Origin of the sequence: Imperialibacter roseus, assembly GCF_032999765.1 — a bacterium.
In the GTDB taxonomy this organism is placed as follows: domain Bacteria; phylum Bacteroidota; class Bacteroidia; order Cytophagales; family Cyclobacteriaceae; genus Imperialibacter; species Imperialibacter roseus.
Genome location: NZ_CP136051.1, coordinates 724,083 through 749,866, shown reverse-complemented (window position 1 = coordinate 749,866; position 25,784 = coordinate 724,083). Strand labels below are relative to the sequence as shown.

23 protein-coding genes are annotated in these 25,784 nt (G+C 47.1%); 7 read left to right on the top strand and 16 right to left on the bottom strand.

Translation table 11 applies throughout. The annotated features are described in order from the left end of the window. Position 1 precedes the first annotated feature (1 nt). The 4 genes from RT717_RS03160 to RT717_RS03145 all read left to right on the top strand — a co-directional run bounded on the left by RT717_RS03160 (position 2) and on the right by RT717_RS03145 (position 4,215). Complete coding sequence (locus tag RT717_RS03160; protein WP_317490292.1) at positions 2–877, top strand: diacylglycerol/lipid kinase family protein; 876 nt, start codon at positions 2–4, stop codon at positions 875–877. Positions 878–924: 47 nt separating this feature from the next. Then, positions 925–1,209, top strand: coding sequence for a sll1863 family stress response protein (locus tag RT717_RS03155; protein ID WP_317490291.1), 285 nt, complete (start codon positions 925–927; stop codon positions 1,207–1,209). Between the two features lie 96 nt (positions 1,210–1,305). Then, positions 1,306–3,174, top strand: a complete 1,869-nt coding sequence (locus RT717_RS03150; protein WP_317490290.1) for an ABC-F family ATP-binding cassette domain-containing protein — start codon at positions 1,306–1,308, stop codon at positions 3,172–3,174. Positions 3,175–3,177: 3 nt separating this feature from the next. Further along, positions 3,178–4,215 (top strand): hypothetical protein, encoded by a 1,038-nt coding sequence (locus RT717_RS03145; protein WP_317490289.1) that lies wholly within the window; start codon positions 3,178–3,180, stop codon positions 4,213–4,215. A gap of 54 nt (positions 4,216–4,269) precedes the next feature. Here the strand turns inward: RT717_RS03145 and RT717_RS03140 are convergent, their stop codons facing one another. From RT717_RS03140 to pyrF, 8 genes are all read right to left on the bottom strand, one after another. Continuing rightward, on the bottom strand, positions 4,270–4,887 hold the full coding sequence (locus RT717_RS03140; protein ID WP_317490288.1) for a hypothetical protein: 618 nt from the start codon (positions 4,885–4,887) through the stop codon (positions 4,270–4,272). Positions 4,888–5,017: 130 nt separating this feature from the next. Further along, the gene (locus RT717_RS03135) at positions 5,018–5,602 is read right to left on the bottom strand and encodes a YceI family protein (protein WP_317490287.1); all 585 of its coding nucleotides are present in this window, start codon (positions 5,600–5,602) and stop codon (positions 5,018–5,020) included. Between the two features lie 121 nt (positions 5,603–5,723). Further along, positions 5,724–6,581: a nucleoside phosphorylase gene (locus tag RT717_RS03130; protein ID WP_317490286.1), complete on the bottom strand. Its 858-nt coding sequence runs from the start codon at positions 6,579–6,581 to the stop codon at positions 5,724–5,726. Beyond that, on the bottom strand, positions 6,581–7,567 hold the full coding sequence (gene trhO / locus RT717_RS03125) for an oxygen-dependent tRNA uridine(34) hydroxylase TrhO (protein ID WP_317490285.1): 987 nt from the start codon (positions 7,565–7,567) through the stop codon (positions 6,581–6,583). The genes RT717_RS03130 and trhO overlap by 1 nt, the downstream gene beginning before the upstream one ends. 76 nt (positions 7,568–7,643) lie before the next feature. Then, complete coding sequence (locus RT717_RS03120; protein ID WP_317490284.1) at positions 7,644–8,279, bottom strand: NeuD/PglB/VioB family sugar acetyltransferase; 636 nt, start codon at positions 8,277–8,279, stop codon at positions 7,644–7,646. Between the two features lie 60 nt (positions 8,280–8,339). Continuing rightward, positions 8,340–9,593 carry a hypothetical protein gene (locus tag RT717_RS03115; RefSeq protein ID WP_317490283.1) on the bottom strand — a complete coding sequence of 418 codons (1,254 nt, stop codon included), beginning with the start codon at positions 9,591–9,593 and terminating at the stop codon, positions 8,340–8,342. Position 9,594: 1 nt separating this feature from the next. Further along, complete coding sequence (locus tag RT717_RS03110) at positions 9,595–10,902, bottom strand: DUF2851 family protein (RefSeq protein WP_317490282.1); 1,308 nt, start codon at positions 10,900–10,902, stop codon at positions 9,595–9,597. A 56-nt stretch (positions 10,903–10,958) separates the two neighbouring features. Beyond that, positions 10,959–11,774, bottom strand: a complete 816-nt coding sequence (gene pyrF, locus RT717_RS03105) for an orotidine-5'-phosphate decarboxylase (RefSeq protein ID WP_317490281.1) — start codon at positions 11,772–11,774, stop codon at positions 10,959–10,961. Positions 11,775–11,945: 171 nt separating this feature from the next. Here pyrF and alr point away from each other — a divergent pair, with 171 nt between their 5' ends. The 3 genes from alr (at position 11,946) to RT717_RS03090 (ending at position 14,836) form a co-directional block, all read left to right on the top strand. Next, positions 11,946–12,839 (top strand): alanine racemase, encoded by an 894-nt coding sequence (gene alr / locus RT717_RS03100; RefSeq protein ID WP_317490280.1) that lies wholly within the window; start codon positions 11,946–11,948, stop codon positions 12,837–12,839. Between the two features lie 62 nt (positions 12,840–12,901). Then, positions 12,902–14,434 carry an IS1634 family transposase gene (locus RT717_RS03095; RefSeq protein WP_317490279.1) on the top strand — a complete coding sequence of 511 codons (1,533 nt, stop codon included), beginning with the start codon at positions 12,902–12,904 and terminating at the stop codon, positions 14,432–14,434. Positions 14,435–14,473: 39 nt separating this feature from the next. Further along, positions 14,474–14,836, top strand: coding sequence for an alanine racemase C-terminal domain-containing protein (locus RT717_RS03090; RefSeq protein WP_394854119.1), 363 nt, complete (start codon positions 14,474–14,476; stop codon positions 14,834–14,836). A 16-nt stretch (positions 14,837–14,852) separates the two neighbouring features. Here the strand turns inward: RT717_RS03090 and RT717_RS03085 are convergent, their stop codons facing one another. The 8 genes from RT717_RS03085 to RT717_RS03050 form a co-directional block, all read right to left on the bottom strand. Then, positions 14,853–16,637, bottom strand: a complete 1,785-nt coding sequence (locus tag RT717_RS03085) for a hypothetical protein (RefSeq protein ID WP_317490277.1) — start codon at positions 16,635–16,637, stop codon at positions 14,853–14,855. Beyond that, the gene (locus RT717_RS03080; RefSeq protein ID WP_317490276.1) at positions 16,630–18,876 is read right to left on the bottom strand and encodes a hypothetical protein; all 2,247 of its coding nucleotides are present in this window, start codon (positions 18,874–18,876) and stop codon (positions 16,630–16,632) included. Before RT717_RS03080 ends, RT717_RS03085 begins: the two co-directional genes overlap by 8 nt. Further along, complete coding sequence (locus tag RT717_RS03075; RefSeq protein WP_317490275.1) at positions 18,858–20,069, bottom strand: BatA domain-containing protein; 1,212 nt, start codon at positions 20,067–20,069, stop codon at positions 18,858–18,860. The genes RT717_RS03080 and RT717_RS03075 overlap by 19 nt, the downstream gene beginning before the upstream one ends. Then, positions 20,066–20,962, bottom strand: a complete 897-nt coding sequence (locus RT717_RS03070; protein ID WP_317490274.1) for a DUF58 domain-containing protein — start codon at positions 20,960–20,962, stop codon at positions 20,066–20,068. Before RT717_RS03070 ends, RT717_RS03075 begins: the two co-directional genes overlap by 4 nt. 54 nt (positions 20,963–21,016) lie before the next feature. Further along, complete coding sequence (locus RT717_RS03065) at positions 21,017–22,024, bottom strand: AAA family ATPase (RefSeq protein ID WP_317490273.1); 1,008 nt, start codon at positions 22,022–22,024, stop codon at positions 21,017–21,019. Positions 22,025–22,058: 34 nt separating this feature from the next. Then, a complete protein-coding gene (locus tag RT717_RS03060; RefSeq protein WP_317490272.1) occupies positions 22,059–22,688 on the bottom strand; it encodes a DUF4159 domain-containing protein in 630 nt (209 codons plus the stop codon). Between the two features lie 66 nt (positions 22,689–22,754). Next, the gene (locus RT717_RS03055) at positions 22,755–24,071 is read right to left on the bottom strand and encodes a TldD/PmbA family protein (RefSeq protein ID WP_151998818.1); all 1,317 of its coding nucleotides are present in this window, start codon (positions 24,069–24,071) and stop codon (positions 22,755–22,757) included. Between the two features lie 31 nt (positions 24,072–24,102). Continuing rightward, positions 24,103–25,743: a TldD/PmbA family protein gene (locus RT717_RS03050; protein WP_317490271.1), complete on the bottom strand. Its 1,641-nt coding sequence runs from the start codon at positions 25,741–25,743 to the stop codon at positions 24,103–24,105. Positions 25,744–25,784: the final 41 nt, after the last annotated feature.

Here is a 25,784-nt window from a genome sequence, read left to right as displayed (position 1 = left end):
AATGCCCAGGAAAAAGAAAATCCTTTTCATCGTCAATCCCACCGCTGGCACCCGCACCCACAAGTTTGAAGAAGCCCTCATTAGTAAGTGGTTGGATCACGAGAGGTTCGACTACGAAATGCATGTAACCAGACATGCTGGTGACGGCACCGAAACAATTCAGAAAAGAATTGCAGAATTTGATGGCTTTATCGCAGTGGGGGGGGACGGTACCGTGAACGAGGTTTTCAAAGGTGTGCTGGACAGCAAGAAATGGTTTGGCGTGGTTCCTTCTGGCTCTGGCAATGGGCTCGCAAGAACACTCAACATCCCCATGAACATCGAAGGAGCTTTCCAAACCCTTAACAAAGGAAAGGTGAGATCCATTGATTACGTAAAAATCAATGATGATAGCTTCGTCAATGTGGCGGGTATTGGCTTCGATGCCAAAGTGGCGCACAAGTTCAAGAACCTGAAGGTTAGAGGACTAAAATCATACGCAAAAGTGACGCTGCAAGAGTTCGGCAAGTCAAAAGATCGTCCGATCAAAATCTCCTTCAAAGGCAAAACTTTTAAAGAAAAGGCGATGATGGTCAGCTTTGCTAACAGCACACAGTTTGGCAACAATGCCTTTATTGCCCCCAAAGCAGAACTCGACGATGGCAAAGTCAACATCGTCGTGTTAAAGAAATTTCAATGGTTAGACGTACCGTTTCTGGTTTGGCAGCTTTTCAGCAAGTCGATCCATCAATCAAGACTTCAAAAAGAGTATGCGGTGAAGAAGGCGACTATTGAATCAAAAAAAGGCATCTACCTCCACATCGATGGCGAAGCAAGGGCCAAAGTGAACAAAGTAAAACTGAAGGTCGTGCGCAAAGGGGTAAAAGTCATTGCATAAATCATCCGATCCTTCTACCTTCCATTATAAATCTAAATCCTTTCGATATGTCGCAAGAAGAACAAGGCAAAGTAGAGTCGCTGCTTTCCGAGCTTGGTAAAAAAATTGACCAGCTTATTGTAGAAGGCAAAAAGAAAAAGGATGGCTTGACTGACGAAATCGAAGAAAAAATAGCTGAACTCAAGGGCCAGAAAGAAAAGCTGGAGGAAGAGTTTGAGTCGTTCAAAGCTAAGAATGAGCCCAAATGGATCGAAGTAAGGGAGCATCTTGAAAAAGCTATTGGTGAACTACGAGCCGCTGCAGAGGCGGCTTTTAAGAAAATGAAGAGCTAGCACGAAAGTTATTTGTTGACTGTTATTAGTTAATCGTGGTTTGCAACTGGTACTTTTGCAGCCTGAATCAAATTTCAATTAACTGCTGCAGGGTCAATGAATATTATTTCCGTTGAAAATTTAGCTAAGTCATTCACCGACAAGCCTCTATTTACCAACCTCACCTTTGGCCTTAGCCAGGGAGAAAAAGCTGCCATCATTGGAGTAAATGGCTGCGGTAAGTCTACGCTTCTTAAGACCATTGCCGGATGGGAAGCGCCGGACGGCGGTAAAGTATCTACCCGCAAAGACTTCAAGGTATCCTACCTGCCCCAGCAGCCTGAGTTTGATCCACAAACCTCCATTTTAGACACTCTCTTCGAAGCCAATTCCCCCATGATTCGAGCCATTCGTGATTACGAAGAGGCCATGTACCAGGCGGAACATCACGGCAAAGATTTCCCCGAAGGTGTGCTTGAGAAAATGGATGAATTGCAGGCCTGGGATTTTGAGGCTTTTGTGCGCCAGGTAATAGGCCAAATGGGCCTACTCGATGTAGATATACTGATGGGTACCCTGTCGGGCGGCCAAAAAAAGCGAGTGGCACTGGCCAAAATACTGATCGAACAGCCTGATGTACTGCTGCTCGACGAACCTACCAACCACCTGGATTTGGCGACAGTGGAATGGCTCGAAAAGCACCTTGCTACACAAAACACTACCCTCCTGCTCATCACTCACGACCGTTACTTCCTCGACAATGTCTGCAATTTGATATTCGAGCTGGACGGCGGACAGATGAACCGCTACCAGGGCAACTATGCCTACTTTCTGGAAAAGAAATCAGAACGGCAGGCCCTGGAATCGACCGTGGTCGACAAGGCACGCAACCTCATGAAAAAGGAGCTTGACTGGATCAGAAAGCAACCCAGAGCCAGGGGCACAAAGGCTAAGTACAGAGTGGAAGCTTTTGAAGGCATTAAAGAAACTGCATCGAAAAAACTTGGCCAGGACAAGGTGGAGCTTCACGCAGAAGGCCGCCGACTGGGTGGAAAGATTATGGAGCTAAAGGATGTGTCGCATGCCTATGACGATCTCACCATCCTCAACAAGTTCAACTACACCTTCAAGAAAAACGACAGGATTGGCATCGTCGGTAAAAACGGTGCTGGTAAAACAACTTTTCTTAATATCCTTACCGGTAAGCAGCTTCCAAATGCTGGCACCACCGACAAGGGTGTCAATACCATGTTTGGGTACTATACCCAGGAAGATTTCACTTTCAACGACAGCCAGAAAGTAATTGAGGCTGTAAAAGAAGTGGCCGAAGTGCATCCCGGGCCCGACGGTTCCATTATTACTGCATCGCAATTGCTTACAAGGTTTCTGTTTCCTCCTGAAAAGCAATATCAAATCATTGGAAAATTAAGTGGTGGTGAAAAAAGAAGGCTGCAGCTCCTGCTCATCCTTGCCAAAAATCCGAACTTCTTAATACTCGATGAACCTACCAATGACCTGGACATCACAACGCTGAATGTGTTGGAAGACTTCCTGGAAGGTTTTCCTGGTTGCCTGATGGTGGTGTCTCACGACCGGTACTTCCTCGACCGCACCACCGACCACCTGTTTGTGTTTGAAGGCGGTGGAGTGATCCACGACTTCCCTGGCAACTACACCGACTTCCGTGAGCAGCAGGCAGAGAAAGCGGCCAAGCTGGAAAAACCTGCTCCTAAAGAAAAACAGAAAGAGGTAGCCAAGCCAACCGAAAAAAAAGCGCTTTCTTATAAGGAGAAAAGAGAACTGGAAGGCATTGAAGCCGAGTTGAAGGAGTTAGAAGAAAAGAAGAAAGGATTCATCCTCCAGTTAAACAGTGGAAATGGGTCACACGAGGAGCTTACCGAATGGGCATCAAAAATAGAAGAAATTGATACCTTGCTGGAAGAAAAAGAGCTCCGGTGGCTTGAGCTCTCAGAGCTAAACGCATAAAGCATGCTGCAAACTGGCAAGAAAGAGGCTGAAATAATCAAAAAGGCTATTGCTCATTGGAAAGATTCCGGCCTTATCGATGAAAAAACTTCTGACAAGCTCGCTAACGATGTGCAGCCCGTTGGTTTCGACTGGCAAAAGCTGGCCTTCTACGCCTTCCTGTTCGCTATTGGCTCCATCATTGTCAGTGTTTTTCTTTTGCTCGCCGACGAATGGATTCTCAAATTCATAGAGGATTTAATTGATGCCCCTCACTGGGTGAAAAGTCTCCTTTTTGCTGTTCTTGCTTTTGCATTGTATGCCTTTGGCTACCGACGCAAGGTGAAGAAGCCAGATCAGATTTACAGCAACGAAGCGCTTTTTATCCTGGGCGTTATTAGCACAGCTGTCTCCGCCACCTTCCTCGGCTTGCAGTTTGATACAGGGTCGGGGCATTTTTCCCTGCTTATACTTCTGCTTACGGCCGTGTATGCCGTGGTAGCCTACAGTTTGCGTTCGCAGGTTATCTGGCTTTTCTTTCTGATGGCCTTTGGTGCGTGGTTTGGCACCGAAACCGGTTATGTAACCAATTGGGAGGGTCTGTTCTGGGGCATGAACTACCCGCTCCGGTATACGGTATTCAGCTTCCTTATCGTTGGAGGCTCCTTTTTGATTGGCCATACCAAAATTTCTTTGTTTCAACCTATTACCTACGGATTTGGCCTGTTTCAGCTATTCACCTCTCTTTGGTTTCTATCCATTTTTGGTAACCATACCGATTTCAATATCTGGAGCCAGGTTAGCCAGGTAGAGCTGTGGGGGTGGGCCGTGCTCATGGCGGCTGTTAGCGTCGGTGCCATCATTTACGGGCTAAAGAATGATGATTTTCTTAGCCGTGACTTTGGTATTGTATTTTTACTCATCAACCTGCTTTCCCGCTATGTAGAGTACGGCTGGGACACGCTACACAAAGCCGTCTTTTTCATGATCCTTGCCGTGGCTTTCTGGCTATTGGGGAAAAAAGCTGAAACCATCTGGAATCTCGGTAAGAAAAAGAAATAGCCGCCCGGTAAGTGTGACTCACCAGACGGCTACAATATTTCCAGGCCTTATGTCTTACTTCAAAAGTACACCAATAGTGAATCCGGCAGAGACTGCCACCGGAAAGTCTCGTCCGCCGGCAGCATGGCTGTAGCTGTACCTTCCCTCACCACCACTGTTGAACCCATAGCCCAGACCGACATGGTAGTCGAGGCTCATGATGTCTGCCAGCACATATTGGCGGCCATAGTTCAACAAAATCGCCACAGCTGAGTAATCCTCTCTGTTTCTGGACTCGTTGCCACTAAATTCATCATACACAATATTGTCCTGTGTAAAAAAGCTCATGGCTATCTCTGGCCTGATATATTTTCCACTTAGCAAGTGTGATCCTTTCATGCCATCAGCCACAAAATCAGGATTGAGCTTAAACTTTGGCCCCACTCGGAAAAGCACGCCACTTGGGTCAATTTCGTTGGGATCGAGGCCTAAGCCAATGATTCCAACTTTGGCTTCCCAGGAAACCCAGTCCTTTATATACCGCTCATACCCAAAGGTGGTGTTGCCTGTTAACGGAGAGAAAAACTCCATTTTCACGATACTCTTCTTCTGCGACTCGAAATCTGTTACAATTTGTTGAGCGCTGGCTGCCCCGGAAATCAGGAGGAAGGCCGAGATTAAAAAATTCTTCATGGTCATTCTATTTGTCGATTAAATAATCCGTTTTCTAAAAAGTAATTTACCGAATACAAAGTGCGTGCCAAAACAAAAAAAGCCGATCCAGTTTCCCGAATCGGCTTAGTTACTTATTTACTGGGTTCACTTACTTGGCCGCAACAAGCGTTACGTCCAGTACAAATTCATCGTAAATCACTTTGTCGCCAATTTCTGCAAAGAAGCTCTTAGAGCCATACTTCACATTAAATTTTGATCTGTCAACCGTGATTTTAGAAGTAGCGGTTACTTTGCTCCCGTTAACAACCAGTTCGGCCGGAAAAGTGATTTTCTCTGTGGTGCCTTTGATAGTGATGTCGCCAGATACGTCGTACTTGTTTTTTCCGGTTGACTTCACACTGGTGATCTTGAAAGTTGCAGTGGGGTAAGTGGCTACTCCAAAGAAGTCGTCAGACTTAAGATGTCCTTCCAGCTTACCTTTGTACTCACCCTCAAGGTCCGTGTCAACAATTGAATTCATGTCGATGGTAAATGAGCCACCTGTTAGCTTATCACCGTCGAACTGAAGGTCGCCCTGAGAAAGGTTGATGGTGCCAGTGTGAGTACCGGCCAGCTTTTCGCCCGTCCAGACTACCTTGCTTTCTACTGTGCTTACCTTGTAAACGGCTTTTGTGTCATCAGCAGAAGGATTGCTGACAAGAAGTACTAATGATGTGAAAATTGTGCTTAACATAAGTTTTTAGTTATTTGATGATGTAAATGTATGTACATACATGTATATACACAATTAAGCTTCTAAATGTTTCACCAGTATTGAAAATATTTTTAAAAGTGAGCTTTTAGCCGATCTGGGGCTATATTCTGGATAGAACTTTTTTTATCAAACCATCCACAACTTTCAGGGGGTTCTTTGAGAAGGTACCTTTTGCCCTGTTTACGACAATGGCATTCAGGCTGATCATGTTATGTCCCATCATGCGGGAAAGTCCATAATAGCCGGCGGTTTCCATTTCAAAATTGGTGATCCAAAAATTATCCTCGTGAAAGTACATCAGCTGATCCACCAGGTTAGGGTGTTTGATGGGCAGGCGAAGTGCCCGCCCCTGCGGTGCATAAAACCCGGGCGCTGTAACCGTATTTCCCTTGACCATGTCAAAGGCGTATTTCTCCATCAATTTTTCGGATCCGCTGATAATGTACGGCATGAACTCCAACGAGATAGCCTCTTTCAGCTTACCTGCAATCATTGCTTCCCTGGCCGACTGGGGGTAAGGATAAAAAAAGCCAAGTGTGTCGAAGCCAATAGCATTTTCCGAAACAACATAACTTCCCAATTTGATATCTTCCTGCATAGCGCCGGAAGTTCCTATACGAATGATGTTAAGGCTCTTGAGTTTCTTCTTTGGCTCCCGTTTAGTCAGGTCAATATTAACAAGGGCGTCCAGCTCGGTCAACAGTATCTCTACGTTGTCGGTGCCAATGCCAGAGCTGATAACAGTCACTCTCTTTTTATTGAGATAGCCAGTGTGTGTAATGAACTCCCGCTTGTTCATTTCAAACTCTATGGAGTCGAAGTACTGACTTACCTGATGCACCCTGCCGGGATCTCCCACGGCAATGATTGTATCAGCAATGTGCTCAGGCTTCAGGCTGAGATGGTAAACACTACCATCAGGATTAAGAATAAGCTCTGATTCGGGGATTCTTGCCATCAGAGCTTACTGGTTGTACCTTGCGGTTCTTCTTTTTTCCTGTACAGCCCTCTGTAAGGATTGTAACCATTCATTTCCTTCTGGTAGTAGCCAGTACCATCGTAAGGCCTTTTGTCGGGATGAGACTTACATGCTTCGGAACAAGCTCCCTCCATCTCCCATCCGCACTTCTCACAAATTGGCACGTGGCGGTTGCATTCTGCATTGGCGCAGTTCACCATGCGGTCGCTATGAGTGCCACAAACGTAGCAGGTAGACACTACCTTCGGATTGACTTTGTTCACCTCAACAGCTACCCTGTTATCAAACACGTAACACTTGCCTTCGAAGTCCTCGCCCTGCGTAGCTTCCTCCATGCCATACTTGATAATGCCGCCATGGAGTTGGTACACATTCTCAAACCCTTGCTCCAGCAAAAAGGCGCTGGCCTTTTCACACTTAATGCCGCCCGTGCAATAGGTGACGATCTTTTTATCTTTCAAAGCCTTCAGTTCTTCCACCTTTTCAGGGAAGTCACGGAAGTTTTCGATATCAAGCGTGATGGCATCTTTGAACTTACCCAGGGAGTGCTCATAGTTGGACCTGACATCCAAAATGACGACATCATCTGTCTTATTCTTCAAGATTTCCTTGAACTCAGCAGGCTCCACATAGGTGCCAGTGCGCTGGTTGGGGTCTATGTGGCTGAGGCTTGAGTGAACAATCTCCGGCTTTACACGCACATGCAGCTTTGCAAATGCATTGGCATCGTTGTGATCCACTTTGAAGTCAGTGTGTGCGAATCTGGGGTCGGCTTTCAGATCGTCCATGTAGCGCTGACAATCCTCTCTGCCCCCGCTAATGGTTCCGTTGATCCCTTCGTGGGCTATGATGATTCTGCCTTTCAGGTTGTTTTCGATGCAGTAAAGGTGGTGCTGCTCTCTGAATGCCTCCGGATCCTCGATCCTGGCATAGCAGTAATAAAGAAGTATACTGTAATTTTTCATTTTTATAACTCTGCCTTGCTTCAACAAGGTGTTACTTTTTGCTATTGGCTCTTAGCTTTTAGCTGTTGACTTTAACTTATTTAACGGCTTGCGCCGGATTTCCAAATACTGTTTCTCCGTCTTTCACACTGGCGATAACAACCGAACCTGCTCCAATCCTCGCTTTCTTGCCTATCTTCACCCCGGCAACTATGGTTACCCCGCTTCCTATAAATGCCTCATCGGCTATCTCTACATTAGAGTTGACAATGCTGCCGATCCCTATCTGCACATAGTCGCCAAGTTTAGCCATAGACCCAACCACGGCGTTTGAATGAATTACGCAATGCTGCCCAATAGTTGCTCCACCTTCCACGATAGCACCTGAATTGATCATATTGCCATGACCAAGGGAGACAGACACACCCAACACAGCTCTTTTGTGCACAGCATTCACTGGCTGCACATGCCGTTTATCGTTGAGCATTTTCACCATCGACTTTCTGTAGGCGTTGTCGTCGCTGGCCACAAAAGCGTCACATTTCTTCCCAATCAACTTCAGAAAACCGTCATCGTCAGGTCTGCCCAGAATAGAGATACTATTGAGCTCTGTGCCATGCCTGGAAGCATCCTCCTCCAAAAACCCATATATCGTCACGCCATTGCTTTCGAAAATCTCCATCGCATGGTGCCCCATGGGGCCTGTTCCGAATATGATTACCGGGTTGATCATTTTTATCTATTAGTTGCTTTGAGTTTTGAGAGTGCAAAGGTAGGGCTATTGGCCTTATCATCAAACACCTGAGTTGCCTTCCAAAAGCTTCAATTTACTAATTTTTGACAGCCAGGGGTGTTGGAAAGAAGCAAGAAAAATAAGCATGGGGTAAAAAGCCAGTCGATACCTCGAAAGAGAGCCGTAGTTAGGCGTTGAGAGTGTGATCATGCTGGAGGTGAAGAGGATGTAAGCCAACAACGGCATCCAAATAAAGACCGGAAGTCTTTTGCGAAGCCCCGAATTCGTAAAAAAGAGCGTCAGCAGCAACACCGGCTCAAGCAGAAGAAGAATTTCCGAAGTAGCATTGACCTCCCAGAGAAATGGGCCAAACATCCCTGCGACAGCACCCAACATAGCCTGCAGCACAATCTGTGGCCACTGCCACAACGTACCCAGGCCCAAAACAACATGCTCCGGCATCGACTGAGCCACAATCGCCGCATGGTTGTCGGTGAATGCCTTCACCACATACCCAGGATTGAAACTTGTGTCGGAGTAGCTAAAAGTAACGACAAGCGATACAATTAAGATGACGCCAGCAATGCCAAGTGCCCAGCGCAATGCAGGCTTTTGCATATACCTTTGAAGAATCTTGAAAAGCATAGTGCCAAACAAGAATGGAAGCAGGCTGAGCAAAACGAAAATACGCAGCTTTGCCAGCACCAGCAAGGCCAACACCAGCAAAGCGGTATGCAAAAGCCAGTTGGAACGATTTCCACTAAAAAAAGGCACAACTGCACCAAACAATATGCTGATCCCAGCCAGCATGAGCGTTTCTTTTGAAACCCCACTGCCCCATATCGCTATGCTTGGCCAAAGGAAGAAAATGAGAATTACCGGCCACCGGACATCAACACCTGTCAGGTGTACTCTTTTGACCAGGTAAACAACTGACAAAAAGCTGATGAAAGTAAGAAATACACTACTGAGCCAAATACTACTACCGAGCACCATGTATAAAACCACAATGATCTTCACAAAGAAAAAAGTGCGGTTTTGGGGAGTTGCCTTAGCAGCCGGATCGGCTTCCTGCGCCAGAAAATCCCAAATCGGGTAGCCCGCCTGAATATCCGTGAGGTATTCAGAAGCCTTTTCATCATAATAAAAAAGATCACCTTCATGTCGGATATGCAAATAGTAAACCATCGCAATCATGCCGGCGGCTACTTTAACCGACATAAGGATCAGAGTGGCCCTGGTTCCAAAAACTGGCCTGGCAAATTGCAGACAGGCCCAGCCAATGATCACAAGGAGCAAAGAACCGATGATCATACTAGTGGTTTTGCCTGATAAGGTGAGTGCCTATTTGGCATGAAAGGCATCTTCTGGGCTGGCAGTAGTGCTGGTAGAGTTCAAGAAAAGCTTGAGATTCATAGGCCGTGGGCTTTTCGACAGGCAAGAAAGAAAGCTTTCTGGTAATCGTGTTTTCCTCGAACTGTAGCTGGTTCAGCAGCAGCAATGCCTTTTCCTCTAGCTCAGCACTCCCCTGCTCTTTTGCATAGGCGAATAACAATGGCACCACACAGTTGATGAGCAAGATGTCTATGCTCTTGCTGCCCACAAAAGCACTTGGCCTGCTTGTTTTCGCTTTCTCCACTCCGGGCTCGTCCTTAGCAAATTGAAAATGCGTTGACCAATAGTCGGACACCTTTGATTTAAAAACGCCTCTGAGCCTAGCCAGATCTGACTCAACAAACACTGCAAAGAGTCGGGGTGACTGATGGATGATAGCCGCTAGCTGTGCCAGCCTGATCGTTGGAAAGTTGGCTGGCCGCATGCGCATAAACTTCCAGGGAATAGGAGGCAACGACGTGGCTATAAGCTGAAACTTATGGTTGATATAGTCGAATCGCTCTTTGAGGGCTTTCGAATAAAAGTCGCTTGAGTTGACATCAAGCAGCCCAGCCAGCCCCAGCAGGTAGGCTTCCAGGTCCTTCTTGTCGAAAGCCAGCTTCTTCATCACCTTGTAGGAGACCCGCTTGCTCAATTGCTGAAAGCCTTCCTCGTTTTTTTTGAAGCCAAAATACCGGATGAGGAAATGAACCGCAGTGGCATCCCAATCGCCACCGTACTTTTTCAAGAGTATCTCAACATCCTTTGTCTTTCTCTGCAGGCGCTCCACGAGCACCCGATCAATCGTCGACTGCCTTTTTAGTGCATCGATGTTTTTGATTTGCGTTTGGCAAGGCACCTCAACTCGTTGCTGAATCAGGCCCTGGTATCTGGTGAGCAATTGAAGCGACACCCTGTCTTTGAGCTCCAGCTGAGGAATATAGGTACCATCGGTTCTCAGAATCTCACGATCTGCCTCCCACACGACGTGAAGGATAACACTATCATACGCCTTGTCAAACTGGTGTTTGTGGCTGTGCCAGTCGCTACTTTTGAGATGTATCTCTACCTGCCCGTTCCACTCCATGTCCCCAATTCTCACCCTGGCCTCCTTGAAATCTGGCCCGGCGTCGGTATTCAAAAAACCTTGCTTACTTATCAAGATGGTTTGCCCGTCGGTGGTTTGAAGGTTTGAGCTATCGAAGTATTGAAATTGCCAGATAAAATGGAGGAACTCTTCAGGAAACATCTTGTCATTGAAAAAGTAAATAGATTGGGCTGTCTAAAGCTTCACAGTCATCCAATTTATAAATACTTCTCCAACATTTCATCCATTTGTTGCTGAAGATCCGTGGCAGCTAGCTTGGCTTTTTCAGCGAAATCGACGCCATTACCTGCGTAGATAATACCTCTTGCTGAGTTAACCAGCAGTCCGCATTGGCTGTTCATGCCATACTTACAAGTGGCTTCCAGGTCGCCTCCCTGCGCACCAATACCCGGCACCAGCAGAAAATGCTCCGGAGCGAGGGCTCTCACTTCTTTGAACATTTCGCCTCTGGTGGCGCCCACTACATACATCATATTGTCGGCACTCCCCCACTGCTGGCTGGTGGTAATTACCTTTTCAAAGAGCTTCTTACCATCGGCCATTGGCTCATTCTGGAAGTCTGCAAAGCCTTCGTTGCTGGTGAGCCCGAGCAGAATCACCCATTTACCGTCGAACTGTAGAAAGGGCTTTACTGAGTCTCGTCCCATATAGGGAGCCACGGTAATGCTATCGAAGCTCATGGCCTCAAAGAATGCTCTGGCGTACAAAGCAGATGTGTTGCCAATGTCGCCTCTTTTGGCATCGGCTATTGTGAAAATATCGTTGGGGATATAGTCCAGCGTTTTTTGCAGCGACTCCCAGCCTTTTGGCCCTAAGGCTTCATAAAAGGCAATATTGGGCTTGTAAGCCACAGTCACGTCAGCTGTCGCATCAATGATTTGCTTATTGAACTCAAAGATGGGATCCTGCTCCTTATGAAGGTGCGAGGGAATCTTGGTGATATCAGTATCCAGCCCAACACACAAAAAAGAACGCTTCTTCTTTATGTTGGTAAATAGTTCTTGACGGGTCATGCGGCAAAGATAAACATATGCTGCATTTGACACGGTAGTAATTTAGTTTCGATACAAAACCCATTAGTCCGGGTTTTACTTGCCTTACGCATTGTCAGGCGGCATATTGCAGACATTATTCATTTATCCAAAGGCTGGCTATTTTTTTTGGCTAGCCAAATCAAAAAAGGCATGTTCCCAAATTCCAGCTCTTCCATTGAGCTCAGCCGGTTGGCATTAGAAAACAACATTGATTTTCTCAGAAAATTAGTAGGCCCCGATGTGACAATTTCTTCAGTGCTAAAAGGAAATGCCTATGGACATGGCATCAAACACATGGTGCCTGAGTTGGAAAGACTGGGTATTCGTCATTTTTCTGTGTTCGGCTCGTTCGAAGCACTGGATGTTGCCAGTTTTAGCACGGAGTCGTCGACCATTCTAATCATGGGTGACATTCTGGATGACCACATGCCGTGGATGATTGAAAATGATGTGGAATGCTTTGTGTTCAATAAAATCAGATTGAACGCCCTCTGTAAGCAAGCCCGGCTAATGAAGAAAAAAGCCCGCATTCATCTTGAGTTGGAAACGGGCATGAACCGCACTGGCATTAACCCGGACGAATGGGAAGAGATGGCCAGCCTTATCAATGAATTTGAAGACTGCATCGAGGTCGTAGGCATGTGCACTCACCTGGCTGGTGCGGAAAGTGTATCCAACTACAAGCGCATCCTGAGCCAGAAAGACATGTTTAACGAAGGCGTCACGTTCTTCAAAGCCAAAGGGGTGCATCCAAAGGTGCTTCATACCTCCTGTAGTGCGGGGGTAATCATGTATCCGGAGAACAACCTTGGCATGGTGAGGGTGGGAATTTTACAGTATGGCCTTTGGCCAAGCCTGGAAACGCAGGTGAGTTATATGAGAGAGAATAAGCTGGCAGAAGATCCACTCAAGCGGGTGATCTCCTGGAAAAGCCATGTAATGGATATAAAAAATGTGAAAATGGGCGAGTTCATTGGCTATGGCACTTCCTTTCCTGACTTCATCATTTTGCTCTCAAAAAAGTCAAAAGGTTTGTTATTTTAAGATGAGGCTTGTTTTTCTAGGTGTCTTGGGTGTCCCAGGCGCTGTTTTTTTAGATTTGTGCCATGTTTATCAGGCAGAAGAAGAACAAGTCAGGTGTCATTAGTGTGCAGGTGATCGACAAAAGTTCGGGTAGCTATAGAGTGCATAAAACCATAGGAAGCTCTTCGAGCAAATCTGAGGTTGACGTTTTGATGATTCAAGCTAGAGAATACGTTCGTTGTTATGGGGGCCAATCTGTTCTTGATTTCAATGTTGGCACTGACGAGCATTTTTTCAAAGCTGTTTATGACAATATCGAGCAGCTACAATTACTGGGGCCGGAATTAATATTAGGGAAGCTCTTTGATGAAATAGGTTTTAATAGAGTAAAGGGAGAGCTTTTTAGACACTTGGTCATCTCCAGATTAGTTTATCCTGTTAGCAAGTTAAAGACCATTGATTATCTTCAGAAGTACAAAGGCATTAGCCTTCATGTCAATGAAGTTTACCGGTTTATGGATAAACTTCATTCCCAGGACATAGAGCAGATCAAAGCAATAAGCTTCCATCATACTGTGAACATCTTGGGTAAAAAGCTGGGAGTTGTCTTTTACGATGTAACCACTCTATATTTTGAGGCTGCTGACGAAGATGACTTGCGAAAAGCCGGTTTTAGCAAAGATGGCAAGCACAGTAACCCACAAATAGTGCTGGGGCTTTTGGTGGCAGAGCAAGGCTATCCACTCGATTATGAGATTTTTGAAGGCAATAAGTTTGAAGGCCATACGATGCTTCCTGTCATAGAAGCTTTCAAAAACAAGTACAATGCCCAACAGTTCATTGTAGTTGCCGATGCAGGTCTTATGTCAAACAAGAACATAACCACACTACAAGCAGCAGATTACAACTTCATAATAGGAGCCAGGATTAAGAATGAAAGTGAAGCTATCAAACAAAAAATCTTTACATCAGGTCTTAGTGATAAACAATATGTAGAAATAGTCAGGCAGGATGGCTTACGGATAATCGTCCAATATTCTACCGCAAGGGCGGCCAATGATGCCAAAAACAGATCCAAGGGGTTAGAACGTCTTAAAAAGCAATTGAACACGGGCAAGCTCACCAAAAAGCACATCAACAATAAAGGCTATAATAAATACCTCAGGCTAGAAGGAGATATAAAGATCACCATTGATGAACAAAAATTTAAAGACGACTCAAAGTGGGACGGCCTGAAAGGATACATCACCAATACACGACTGGAAGCTCAAACAGTCATGGACTATTATCGCCAGTTATGGCAAGTCGAAAGAACATTTAGAATAACGAAAACCGATTTAAGGATAAGACCGATATACCATTACAAGAAAAGAAGAATTGAAGCCCACATCTGTATCGCCTTCGCTGCTTGTAAGCTTTACAAAGAACTGGAACGAAAGCTAAAAGACAAGGAGGCATCGATCAGCGCTGAAAAAGCCATCGATATTATGAAAACGATATTCGGGCTGACTTTAAACATGCCGCAATCTCAGGAAACCAAACTTATGCTCCTCGATAAAACCCAAGAGCAAAAAAACCTTATCCAATTATTCCAAGAAGATTGGGTGTCCCAGTGATGAAGTCAGGAGCGGGTGATCTCCTGGAAAAGCCATGTAATGGATATAAAAAATGTGAAAATGGGCGAGTTCATTGGCTATGGCACTTCCTTTCTTGCGGAATACGACATGAGAGTAGCAAGCATACCCGTTGGCTACAGCTATGGTTTTAGTCGTGGTCTCAGCAACCAGGGCCGTGTGCTGATCAATGGCCACCGCGTGAGTGTGGTGGGCGTAGTCAATATGAATATGTTTTTGGTGGAGATCACCCATGCTGAAGTAAAAATCGGCGACACGGTGACCCTGATAGGCAACGATGGAGATCTGTCTATCTCGGTATCACATTTTGGTAATTTGAGTGACCAACTAAACTACGAGCTACTGACGAGGTTGGACAAGGATATTCCGAGGGTGGTGGTGTGAGTACGTCCCCACGAAATCAAACCTTCGGAGCCAACCACAATCCCCCAAACCCAATCAGCAGTAGCAGATAGAAAATAACTGCAGAGATCGGCTTTTTGATGGCCTGAATATATTCCCTGGAGATTCCGGGCTCCGTACCGCCATGCAACGCAGTATTGGCTATTTGCTGAGTAACAGCTACAGATTGCCAGTCTGACTGTTCATGCACGAAAAAATGCTTTGATTGCCCGGTAGCTTCCATAAAAAGTGAATCCCACCCAGCTGCGTCCGGCCAAATGGTGCCGCTCCAAACATTGTGCAGCTGCCAGCTCTCTATCAATGGAACTGTTTCACCTTTGTACCTCACCAGCGGCGGCTCTTCAAGGGAACTTATAACGCTAAATCGAACGGGTTCATCTATAAAATATGGTTCTTTGGTCTCCACCTGAATGTGGCAGCACACAGATGCCTTCCTGGCCAGCGACTCAATCACTTCCATCCACAGAGCCGCATAAGTGAGCTCTTGCCCTTTCAAAACCAGCCTGTAAGTGTCTTGCCACAGAGCGGTCCCAATTTTCCCCAAACCCTGATAAGCATAAGCGGCGAGCAACCTACCACTTCCATCCTGCCAAACCGGGATCACTTCCGGCGACTTGTCAATCGCAAGCGCTACCCCACTCAAGCTAACTTTCCTGCCCAAGTCAGCAGCAACCGACAAAGTATCCGCATCATACCGAGTGAACTGAAGAGGCATCCAACGACTGGGCTTCCGGCTGGCAGACACTTCGTTGACCGTGATAAAGACACCCAACCCCTGATCTACGGCAGCGTTCAGGACATTTGTCTCCTCCCTGCTCAAAGCATCCAACGACGCTTCGTCTATCCATAGCAGATCAGCATCGTCTAAAAGAGTCGTTGTTAATCTCCTGAACGGCACTTCAGCTTGATTGGCAAACTCGTAGCGAAATTTGTCCTTCGACAGCTGATACCTCAACGCCAGGGAATGTCCTTGCTCTGCCATCAGGTTTTTCAAATACCTCGATTCAAAAGTTGGGAATTGGCTAACAAAAACCATTTTCAACTTTCTTTCTTCGGCTACCTGCACCGGAACTTTGTAAGTGGCGATTGAGGAGCCTGCACTGTCCAGCAACTCCAGTTCGTAGACAAACTTACCAGCTAGTTTAGGTATGAAGCCAAAGGAAAATTCCTTCGTGCTTGAAGAAAGGCGTAGCGAGTCGATCTTCCCCTCAGGGCCGCTCCACCTGATCATGCTGCCTGGCGCTACCTGGCTCGCAATTCCGCTGACAGCACTTCTCCTGTTCGTACTCACCTTCTCGGGCACATTGATTGCCTGAATACCCTCGGGAGACGATGACGGAAAATAGACAAATCGAAAGGGAGCCGCATCGTCAAAGACGTAGTCCGGGAGTCCGTTCCCCACCACATAGCGAATTCTTTCTTTGATTCCTGCCAGCTCATTAAATGACTTAAGCTCAGCAGCTGCTTTAAAGTCAGCTGCGCCCGGCGCCTTATAAATGCTCAACCCCGGGTTCGATTGAAGGAGGCTATCCACCTCTTCCACATTGTATCCCTGGGTAAGCAGCATGATGTCCGACAGAACACTCTCGGTTTGATAATGAGGTCTTAGCAGTATTCCAGCCAAGCCAATAAAGGCCAGCAGCAGTGCTAAGAGCCGGAGTAGCTTCCGGCCCATTCTCCTCCGCCACTCTACCACAGCGATAATGGCAAAGAGCAAAATAAGGCCCCATAAGGTCAAATGGATATTCAGCAAAGGCTCAAATGACAGGATCCAGCTACTCATTGGCCTCCATTCTTTTTAAGAACTGCTGATCGATGGCACTGGCAGCAGTTGGATGCAAAGCCGGTGTGGCAGGTTGTTCAGGTACTATTTCCCACAACGCCTTCCTAATCTTCAACAGCGCAATTTTATTTTGCACAAAATCATCATCTATCAAAGCCTTTAGCAAACTCATGCTTTCAAGGTATCTCCCGGGAAACTCAATCGCCTGCTGCGCCATTTCATTGCCAGCCAACTGTAGAACTTCTTTTTCTTCAGCAGTTAAACCAAGGGCAGGCTGTAGCATGTACTTTTCCAACAGAACCAATGCCTTTCTGGCATTAGGAAACGACCTGTTGGGCTCCAACACATATCTTCTCCTGGCAGGATTGATTTCTGCCAAATCACCTGTCAGCCGCTTTTCTTCTTTGATTGGAGGTGGATCGAACCCCGTGCGGTGTACGTAAATGCGGGAGTCGTTGCTAATTTCTTTCAACAGCTTTAGAATCTTGTACTGATAAGGAAGAGATTGCTCCGGATTGTTAATCCGAAGGTGCAGCTCAGCGTCCCACATCATCGACAAAGCTGCTCTCAGCTTCGTTTTAACCGACTGGATATAGAAGGTAGCTTCCTCCTCGCTGTCGTGCATATGAGCAAATGCCTCCAAAGGGTTTTCCTCTTCTTCTCCCCCTGCATGTTCATGAGCCGTTTGCGGCACTAGATTATGCTCATTTTCGGTGTCATGGGCATGCCCGAACTGCTTCATCGCTTCGTCCGTGTTGGTAGGAGCGGCCGCTTCTTCCGGTTCATGCGCCTCAGTTTCGGTGATGCCCGACTCAAACTCTTCTCCAAGGAATTGTCCGTACCTGAGTCTAAGCACCTTTTGATCATGCCCCAAACCGTTGCTGGTGTTATCGAAGACTTCTTTGTTTATCTTGTTCCTTTCCGCTACAAGCTTTTCGGAATCGATGATAATTTGGCGCTGGCTGCGGAAGTACTCGGGCATCAGGTCGACCCCCAGGCCGCCGTCGTTGGAGACGATGTAGGAGGCCGTGTCCTTTAGCTGCAGAAAGTAGGTCTCTGTTCTTTCGGTTTGCTGTTTGGGTGCCTTGTTGTCCCAGGCCTCCACATAGAAATAGAGCTCATCGCCAGGTTCCAGGCCCATTTTCTTCAAGTCGATGACTCGTTCTGCCAACACCTTTCTGCCTGAGATGGTCTGTGGCTTTTCAAAAAGCAACTTCTCTTCCCTAAACTTCACCGACTCCCCGCTTCCCTTGGCCACTGTAGCTATCAGGTAGGCGTCCTTCAATCCATAATCATCTGATAAATCTGTCCTGACATTTATTTTCTGAACATCACTCCACTCAAATTGCTGAAACTGGGGCAAATCCATAATCGCCAGTTGGGGAGGCAAATCCGCCACCACTTCAAGTTTATAAAAGTCAGAGGCCTTCCATTCACCATCTTGCTGCCAGGCAACCTGATAAAATCCTGTGTTAAAGACTTTGGCCGAACCACTGAGCATCGACTGCCTTTTTTTTAAAGCCAAAGTATCGGAGCCCGAGAAGATGATCAGTGCTTGCTGTGGCGCTAACGAAAAGTTCAATTCCCAACTGACAACACTGCCTTCGACAGCTTTAATGTTGGGATCAGTAAATGAAACGGTTCTCAGACCTGTATAAGCTGGGGCGTTAATCGTGCCTTCAATACTTTCCAGCACAACCGGCTGAAAAGCACTTTCAGCAGAGGCTGTAGTAGCGGAATTTTCCGCAGCAGTTTGATCAGAACCAACACCGACCGGAATTCCCGGGAAGAAAATGATAAGTAAAATTCCTGCTAATAAAACCACGCTCGCCACCCATAACTGGTGAGGAAAGCGCAGATTGCTCAACTCCATAACCTTCACCAAAGCCCTCTCTCGTTGTAGCTGCTGTAGACCCGACAAAGGCTGATCAGTCGCCAAAAGGTCAGCACTCCAGTCCAGATCTGGATATTGCCGATTAATAAAAGACGCCAGTCGTGCAGGGTTTAGCTGGTGCAAGCCAAGCCCGTAGATTCGCTGGAGGAGCACAAGTAAGCCAACGGTTCCGGCAAGTACCAGCGCATCAATTGGGTTGAGCCCGGCCACTTTACCCACCACCATCAAAATCAGTCCAACGCCAGCAGAAAGACACAGTACTTCAATCAGCCGGAGCATTAAGTATCTCTGCTGTAACGCTATGAGTTGATGGTTTTTTATCTGCTTCATTGGCCTCTCCTCCATGCCACAAGGCGTTCAATTACAAGCGTCAAAACCAGCAGTACCACCAGCCACTGATTAATGTCAGCGTAGTTTGTAGTTTTGTTATCAACGTCAACTTCCGCAGGCACTACCTTGCTCCAACGCCAGGCTTCCGGCATCGTCCGACGGTCGCTCTCAGCCATTAAAGGCAGTTCAGTGTCGAAAAACTTAGACAATTCAACTATCAACCGATCTTCTAACACCACCCTTTTATTGAGCCGTTTGGTGAGTTGCCATTGCTTTGGCGATAGCTGTACCAAAAGATCGTCGGAAGTAGCTTCCTCCATGAAAACAAAATCGTTTTCCAGGGCAGGCGCAGCTGCTGACGCCAGCCAAAAAACTACGGCTTCTTCGTTGGCACTAAAAAACGTAGCACTTTCCGATTGAATATCCATCCTGAAACCAGGCAAATCATTCAAAACCAGCAGCGCCGTTTCGAGTACTTTTGAGTCATAACTGTGTTCTTCGTCTGATACGATAACTACCTTTTTTATCGGCATCTCTACGGTAATTGAACCCTTTGCGTCTGCGCTCCTCGTGGTAAATTCCGTGAACTCTTCATCAGGTTGCTCCGAAACTTCCCAAATACTATCGCCTTCAACAACAGAAACTACAGGTAGGCTTACAGGCTTGAATGGCACATCAAACCACATGATATGATCGGGTTTTGGAGGCCTTTTACCTTTAAAGCCATACATGTAAGCCCTTATGAAAACAACAGCTTCGCTAATCTTTGCTTTCCCAAGCTGCTCGGCCAAAAACCAATGGTTCGGCGTTTGCTCTTCTGACATCGTGTCTTTTGGCAGAGGGAACCCTTGTTCCAGATACCTCAGTTCATAGTCATTGTTCGTCAAGCTGTCTATTATCCGGCCGATCTCATTGTGTTGCTCTACTCCTCTATCCACCACCACCCATTTTGGAAGGCTTGCCGAAGACCGCAAAAGCAATCCAGCAAGCAACGCCACTACTGTGAGTAGAAGCACACTTCTCAATGCCAGCAGCAAAAGCTCATTGAGCTTGACGCTTTGGAATTGTCTGGTGGTGGAATCAGCCAGGTGTCGTAGGCTACCCACTTTTATCACCTTGCCTTCTTTCCTGCTCAGCAAATGAATAGCGAGTGGCACGGCAAGCCCAAGCAATCCCCAAAGCCACATCGGATTCGCCAGCTGCATCATCTTATCATCGATTTACGAGCCTTCAGAAAAGTCCGAAGCACCTCAGGTGCCGGGTCATCAAGGTAGGTCGGTTGGTAGATCACCTGCTTTTGCAACATCCAGTCCCTCGTGGCATCTATCCACTCACCCATCTTCTTGCGATAAACGCTTTGCTGAGCAGGCGAGTCTACTTTTAGCCGTTCGCCTGTTTCCAGGTCTTCGAAGGTAAGCTGGGTACTGTAGTTCAATTCCAATTCTTCCCTTCCCATCAAATGAAAGACAATAACTTCATTGCGGGGTGTTTTGAGCTTTCGAATAAAATCGTGCAGATCCCCTTCGCTGTCATACATATCGGTGAAAAACAGGATCATCTCTTTGCCTTGATGACTGTAAATATGCTCGAGCCCGTTACCCTTCTTCCAGGTGCTTTCAGCTTTTATTTTGATTAACTCATTCAAAAAGCGAATGTATTGTTGTTGGTCAAACCGTGGTTGCACTGCGGTTATATGCAGGTCGTTCACAGAAAACAGGCCGAAGGTATCGCTCTGCTTTCTCGCCAGAAAAGCCAGCGCCGCAATCAGCACTTTGGCCATTTGTATTTTACTGACGCCACCCTCGGCATGCTCCATCGACCGGCTGGCGTCCAGCATAAACTTGACGGTGATATTGGTTTCGACCTCTGACTGCTTGATGTAGTAGCGCTCTGACCGGGCAAACATCTTCCAGTCGAGCTGACGAAGGTCGTCGCCGGGTTCATAGCTTCTGTACTGGCTAAACTCTTGCCCGGCCCCTACAGACTGACTCGGGTTGCCTCCACTCATGTAGCCTTCCACAATCACACGGGCTACCAGCTCCAACCCGTTAACGGTGGAGAGGATCTCTGGTGTGAGTAACTGGCGAATCTGTGGGTTCACAATAGAAGCCTTTTTAGTTTGCCTTTGAAGGACAGATAATGCCCTGGTAGTTGCCTAAACTCCAGCTGGAAGTTTGATTTTGTCTAAAAGCTCGGCTGTTACTCGGTCAGAAGTAACGCCGTCGGCTTCTGCCTTGAAGTTCATAAGGATTCGATGGCGAAGAACAGGAAACGCTACGCTTTTGATGTCTTCCATGGTCACGGCAAACCGGCCTTTGAGCAAAGCCCTTGCCTTCGCCGTTAAGATCATTGCCTGTCCCGCTCTTGGCCCGGCGCCCCAGCGCACCCATTCGTTCACAAAGCTCACCTCACTTTCGCCAGCCCTGGTAGCTCGCACCACCCTGCTCACAAAGCCAATAAGGTCTTTGCTTATATGCACTTCTCTGACGAGCTTCTGAGCCTCCAGAATTTCCTCGCCTTTGATGACACTTTTCACCGCTTCTTTCTTCTTGCCAGTGGTGCTTTCCAAAATATTGCGCTCTTCCTCCGCTGTGGGATAGCCTATACGGATGTACAAAAGAAAGCGGTCAAGCTGGGCTTCCGGCAGTGGAAATGTACCTGCCTGTTCAATCGGGTTTTGCGTAGCCAAAATAAAGAAGGGCCTCTCCAGCGGATAGGTTGTTCCGGCATAGGTCACCTCAAACTCCTGCATGGCTTCAAGCAATGCCGACTGCGTTTTAGGCGACGTTCGGTTGATTTCATCTGCCAGAATGATATTGGCGAAAATGGGCCCTTTATTGAACTTGAATATCCTTTTGCCTGTGGTATGGTCTTCCTCCAGTATTTCTGTGCCAATGATATCGGTCGGCATCAAATCGGGAGTGAACTGAATCCGCCTGAACTTAAGGTCGATTGCTTCTGACAGCGTTCTGATCATCAACGTCTTTGCCAAGCCCGGCACGCCTTCGAGCAGGCCATGGCCTCCTGCCAGAAATGTGATCAGCAGCTGGTCGATTGTTTCTCCCTGCCCCACTATCACCTTCCCAATCTCCTTCTTCAGGTCACCCAGGCTGGCTACCAGCTTTTCAGCCGTTTTTTCTATCTCTTTTAATTCTGCATTCATGCTATCATTGTCTCGAACCCAACCAGCTAAAAGGTCAGGCCATCATGGCGTACATCACTATATTAATACTAAACCTGGTGTTGTCGATTTTATAGAACCGTTTGTTGCGGAAGTCATAGTCCCACTCACATCCGTAATCTTTGTTGCTGTAGAGCACACCTATCCTTCCATCCACTTCTATGGCTTTCAAATAATCATGTACAATATCGTCGCCCCAGCCATTGAGCTCCTGCGAGGTGGTGGGTGGACCATCGAATTCGAAAAAGGAAGAATAGATAGGGTGGTTATTAGGAATTTTCTTCAGCTGACCTGGCCCAAATAGCTTCTCCATTTGCGTTTCAAATGATTTGGCAAACAGACCGTCGATATCATGGTTGCAGTCGTCCACAAAGACAAAACCTCCATTCTCAACATACTTTTTGAAGTTCTCCCGTTCGGTAGCGGTAAACTCAACCAGCTTGTGGCCGCTCAGGTAACAAAAAGGACTGTTGAAAATCTCGTCAGAGCTCAGCGAAACAATGTTCTCTCTGGTATTCACCGGCAATGTGGTATACTCCACCAGAGAATTGAGCAAATTGGACGGCATTCGCTGATCTACATCCCAGTCACCTGATTCATACTGAAGCCGTGTAAAGAAAAACTCCTCAAAACGCTTTCTGCTCATACCTGTTTACAACTAAACGTCTTCCCGACAACACCAAGGTGCCGGGAAGACGTTCCCTTCGGAGTTTTAAACAGCGTCAGATAAACTGGAGAAGGTAAAGTCCCTGATTTTCATGTAAGGAATCAGGTTACCATCTGTCCGCACCTGCTTGCCCAGCGTCTCCAGATTGTTCAGCATGATCACAGGGCTCTCGTTGAAACGGAAATTCTTGACAGGATAGGCGATCTTGCCGTTTTCGATATAGAAGGTACCATCACGGGTAAGGCCTGTATAAAGCAGCGTTTGAGGATCCACCGTTCTGATGTACCAGAAGCGAGTAACCAAAATCCCTTTTTTTGTATCCTTGATCATGTCCTCAAGACTGGCAGTACCACCTTCCATGATAGCATTGCCAGGGAATGGCACCGGCGCCACACCTTGTTTCTCGGCCCAGTACCTATCGTAGAACATGTTGCTTACCACACCGTTCTTAAGGATGTCCATTTTCTTTCTGGCCTGGCCATCTTGCGTCCACGGAGAAGCAGGCACTTCAGTATTGAACGGATCGGTATAGATGTTCACTCTTTCGTCGACTATTTTTTCACCGAGCTTCGTTCCCCCACCTTTTTTAGCAAGAAAGCTTCTTCCCTCGTCGGCCTGCCGTGCCCCCATGCTGAAAAGCATATTCTGCAAGAGGTCAGAAGCCGCAGCGGGCTCAAGAATCACTGTATATTTGCCGGGCTCAATGGCTTTGGCAGTGCTTGATTTCACAGCTTTCTCAATCGCAATTTTCGATGCTTCTGCTGTATCAAGTTTGCTTACATCGTTGTAGTCTCTGGTGGCCCAGCCTGAGCCCAGTCCGTCGTTGGTACGCATGGTCACCGTAAAGTTGACGTTAGTAGACCTGTTGTAGGCAAAAAGGCCTTTGGTGTTCATCATGGATGCAAAACCGTAGCTATCTTCCAGGAAACCAGCTGCGGTTACATCCTTAGCTGCCGCAGGATTGATGCTATTGGCAGCTGCCTGCGCCCGGTATTCTGGGGTTATCTTGGCTGTTGCTTCGGCGTAAGTTTTTGATTCACCATAGGTCTGTTGCTCAAGAGGCCCCATAAACTCGGGGTTTTCTGGTGCCAGCTGCGCCAGTTCTTCCGATCTTCTCACTACTTTTTCGAGCGACGCATCGTCGAATTCATTCACAGTTGCGGTGCCCGACTTCTTACCGAAGTTCGATTGCACTACCAGCGTCACATCGCTGTTTTCCCCTGCAGTAGAAACGGTGTTCCTTGCATAGCGGATATTGCCCCCATTGGAGCCGTTGAGGTTAGCCTCGCAAGCGTCTGCCTTCGAGAATTTCATCACCTTCTCCAGGATCGCCCTTGCTTCGTCTTTTGAAAATATTGCCATTTTGAATTCTGATTTCGAGTTAGTTAATAGGTTAAATGCTTCTCGCAGTATTGATCACATTGATACCGTTGAACCTTGTGGTGGCACTGCCATGCGACACAGCACTGGATTGTCCCGGCTGGCCTTTTCCGTCAAAGAAGGAGCCATTGAGTCGGTAGTCTCTGCTATCGCAAACCTGCACACAGGAATTCCAAAACTCCTGGGTATTCGACTGATAAGCCACGTCTTTCAGCATACCAGCTATTTTTCCGTTTTTTATTTCGAAGAACAGCTGCCCTCCAAACTGGAAGTTGTAACGCTGCTGGTCGATGGAGAATGAGCCGTCTTTTACAATGTAAACGCCTTTATCAATACCCCCGATAAGCTGCTCGGGCGTAAGTTGCTCTTTACCAGCTTTCAATGACACATTGGCCATGCGCTGGAATTGAACGCTGCTCCAGCTATCAGCATAGCAGCAGCCATGCGATTCAGTTTCTCCAATGATCTTGGCCTGGTCTCTGATGGCCTGGTAGTTCACCAGTGTACCGTCTTTCACCAGGTCCCACTCTTTTGTTTTCACACCTTCATCGTCCCAGCCGACAGCACCTAGTGAACCTACCTGCGTTTTGTCAGCCACAAAATTGACTTGCTTGCTACCATAGTTGAACTTCTTGGTCTCCCATTTGTCCAAAGTAGCGAAGCTGGTGCCTGCGTAGTTGGCTTCGTAGCCCAGCACTCTGTCCAGCTCCAGTGGGTGCCCCACCGACTCATGAATGGTCAACCACAAGTGAGAAGGTTCCAGTGCCAAATCATATTTGCCTGGCTCCACAGATTTTGCCGACAGTATCTCTTTCACTTGTTGCGCCGCCATGGTAGCATCTTCCACCATGTCGTACGACTTATTGTAAAGGGTTACGCCAGCGGGGCCAACAATCTTGTCTTCTGCACGGCCATCAAGGTACTCGTAGCCCATGCCCACAGGGGCGCTGAAAGAGCCACGCTGCTTGAACTGCCCTGATTCTTTATCGATAGCGGTCACGGTAAAGAAAGGCCAGGTTCTGTGCACATCCTGATCGATGTATGACCCTTCAGATGAAGCAAAGTACTTTTGCTCATTTACCAGAAACAGAATGTTGTTAATGTAGCTTGCTCCGTTCTCCATTGCTCTTGCGTTGGCATTCAGCAGGAGGTCGGCCTTGTCTTTTATGGTTACCTCAAATCCGTTTTTCTTGATCGGAGTTTTATAACTCACCTCTCCATATCCTTTCACGGGCACCAGTTCTACCGGCGATGTCTGGAATTTGGAGTTGGCTTTAGCAATGGCCACGGCCTGCCTTGCGGCTTTCGCAATTCCCTCCTCGGTCACGTCGTTGGTCGAAGCAAAACCCCAGGTACCGTTAGCAATCACACGGATGCCTGTACCGAACGACTCGGTGTTGACCATGTTCTGCACCTTGTCTTCACGGGTGATAACAAACTGATTAAGGTAACGACCTATGCGAACATCCGTATAACTTGCACCGGCAGAGCGGGACGCATTGAGTGCCACGTCAGCCAGTCTTTTCTTCTGGATCACATCCAGGGCAGGCTCCAGCAGTCGGCTGGGGTCTACCGATTTGGCGAAAGCGGAAACAGGCAGCATCATTGCCCCAGCTCCCAAACCCGCCAGTTGAACAAAATCTCTTCTCCTCATGGGTTAATTAAGTTAGTCCTTGTTTTATTTTAGTTTGAGTT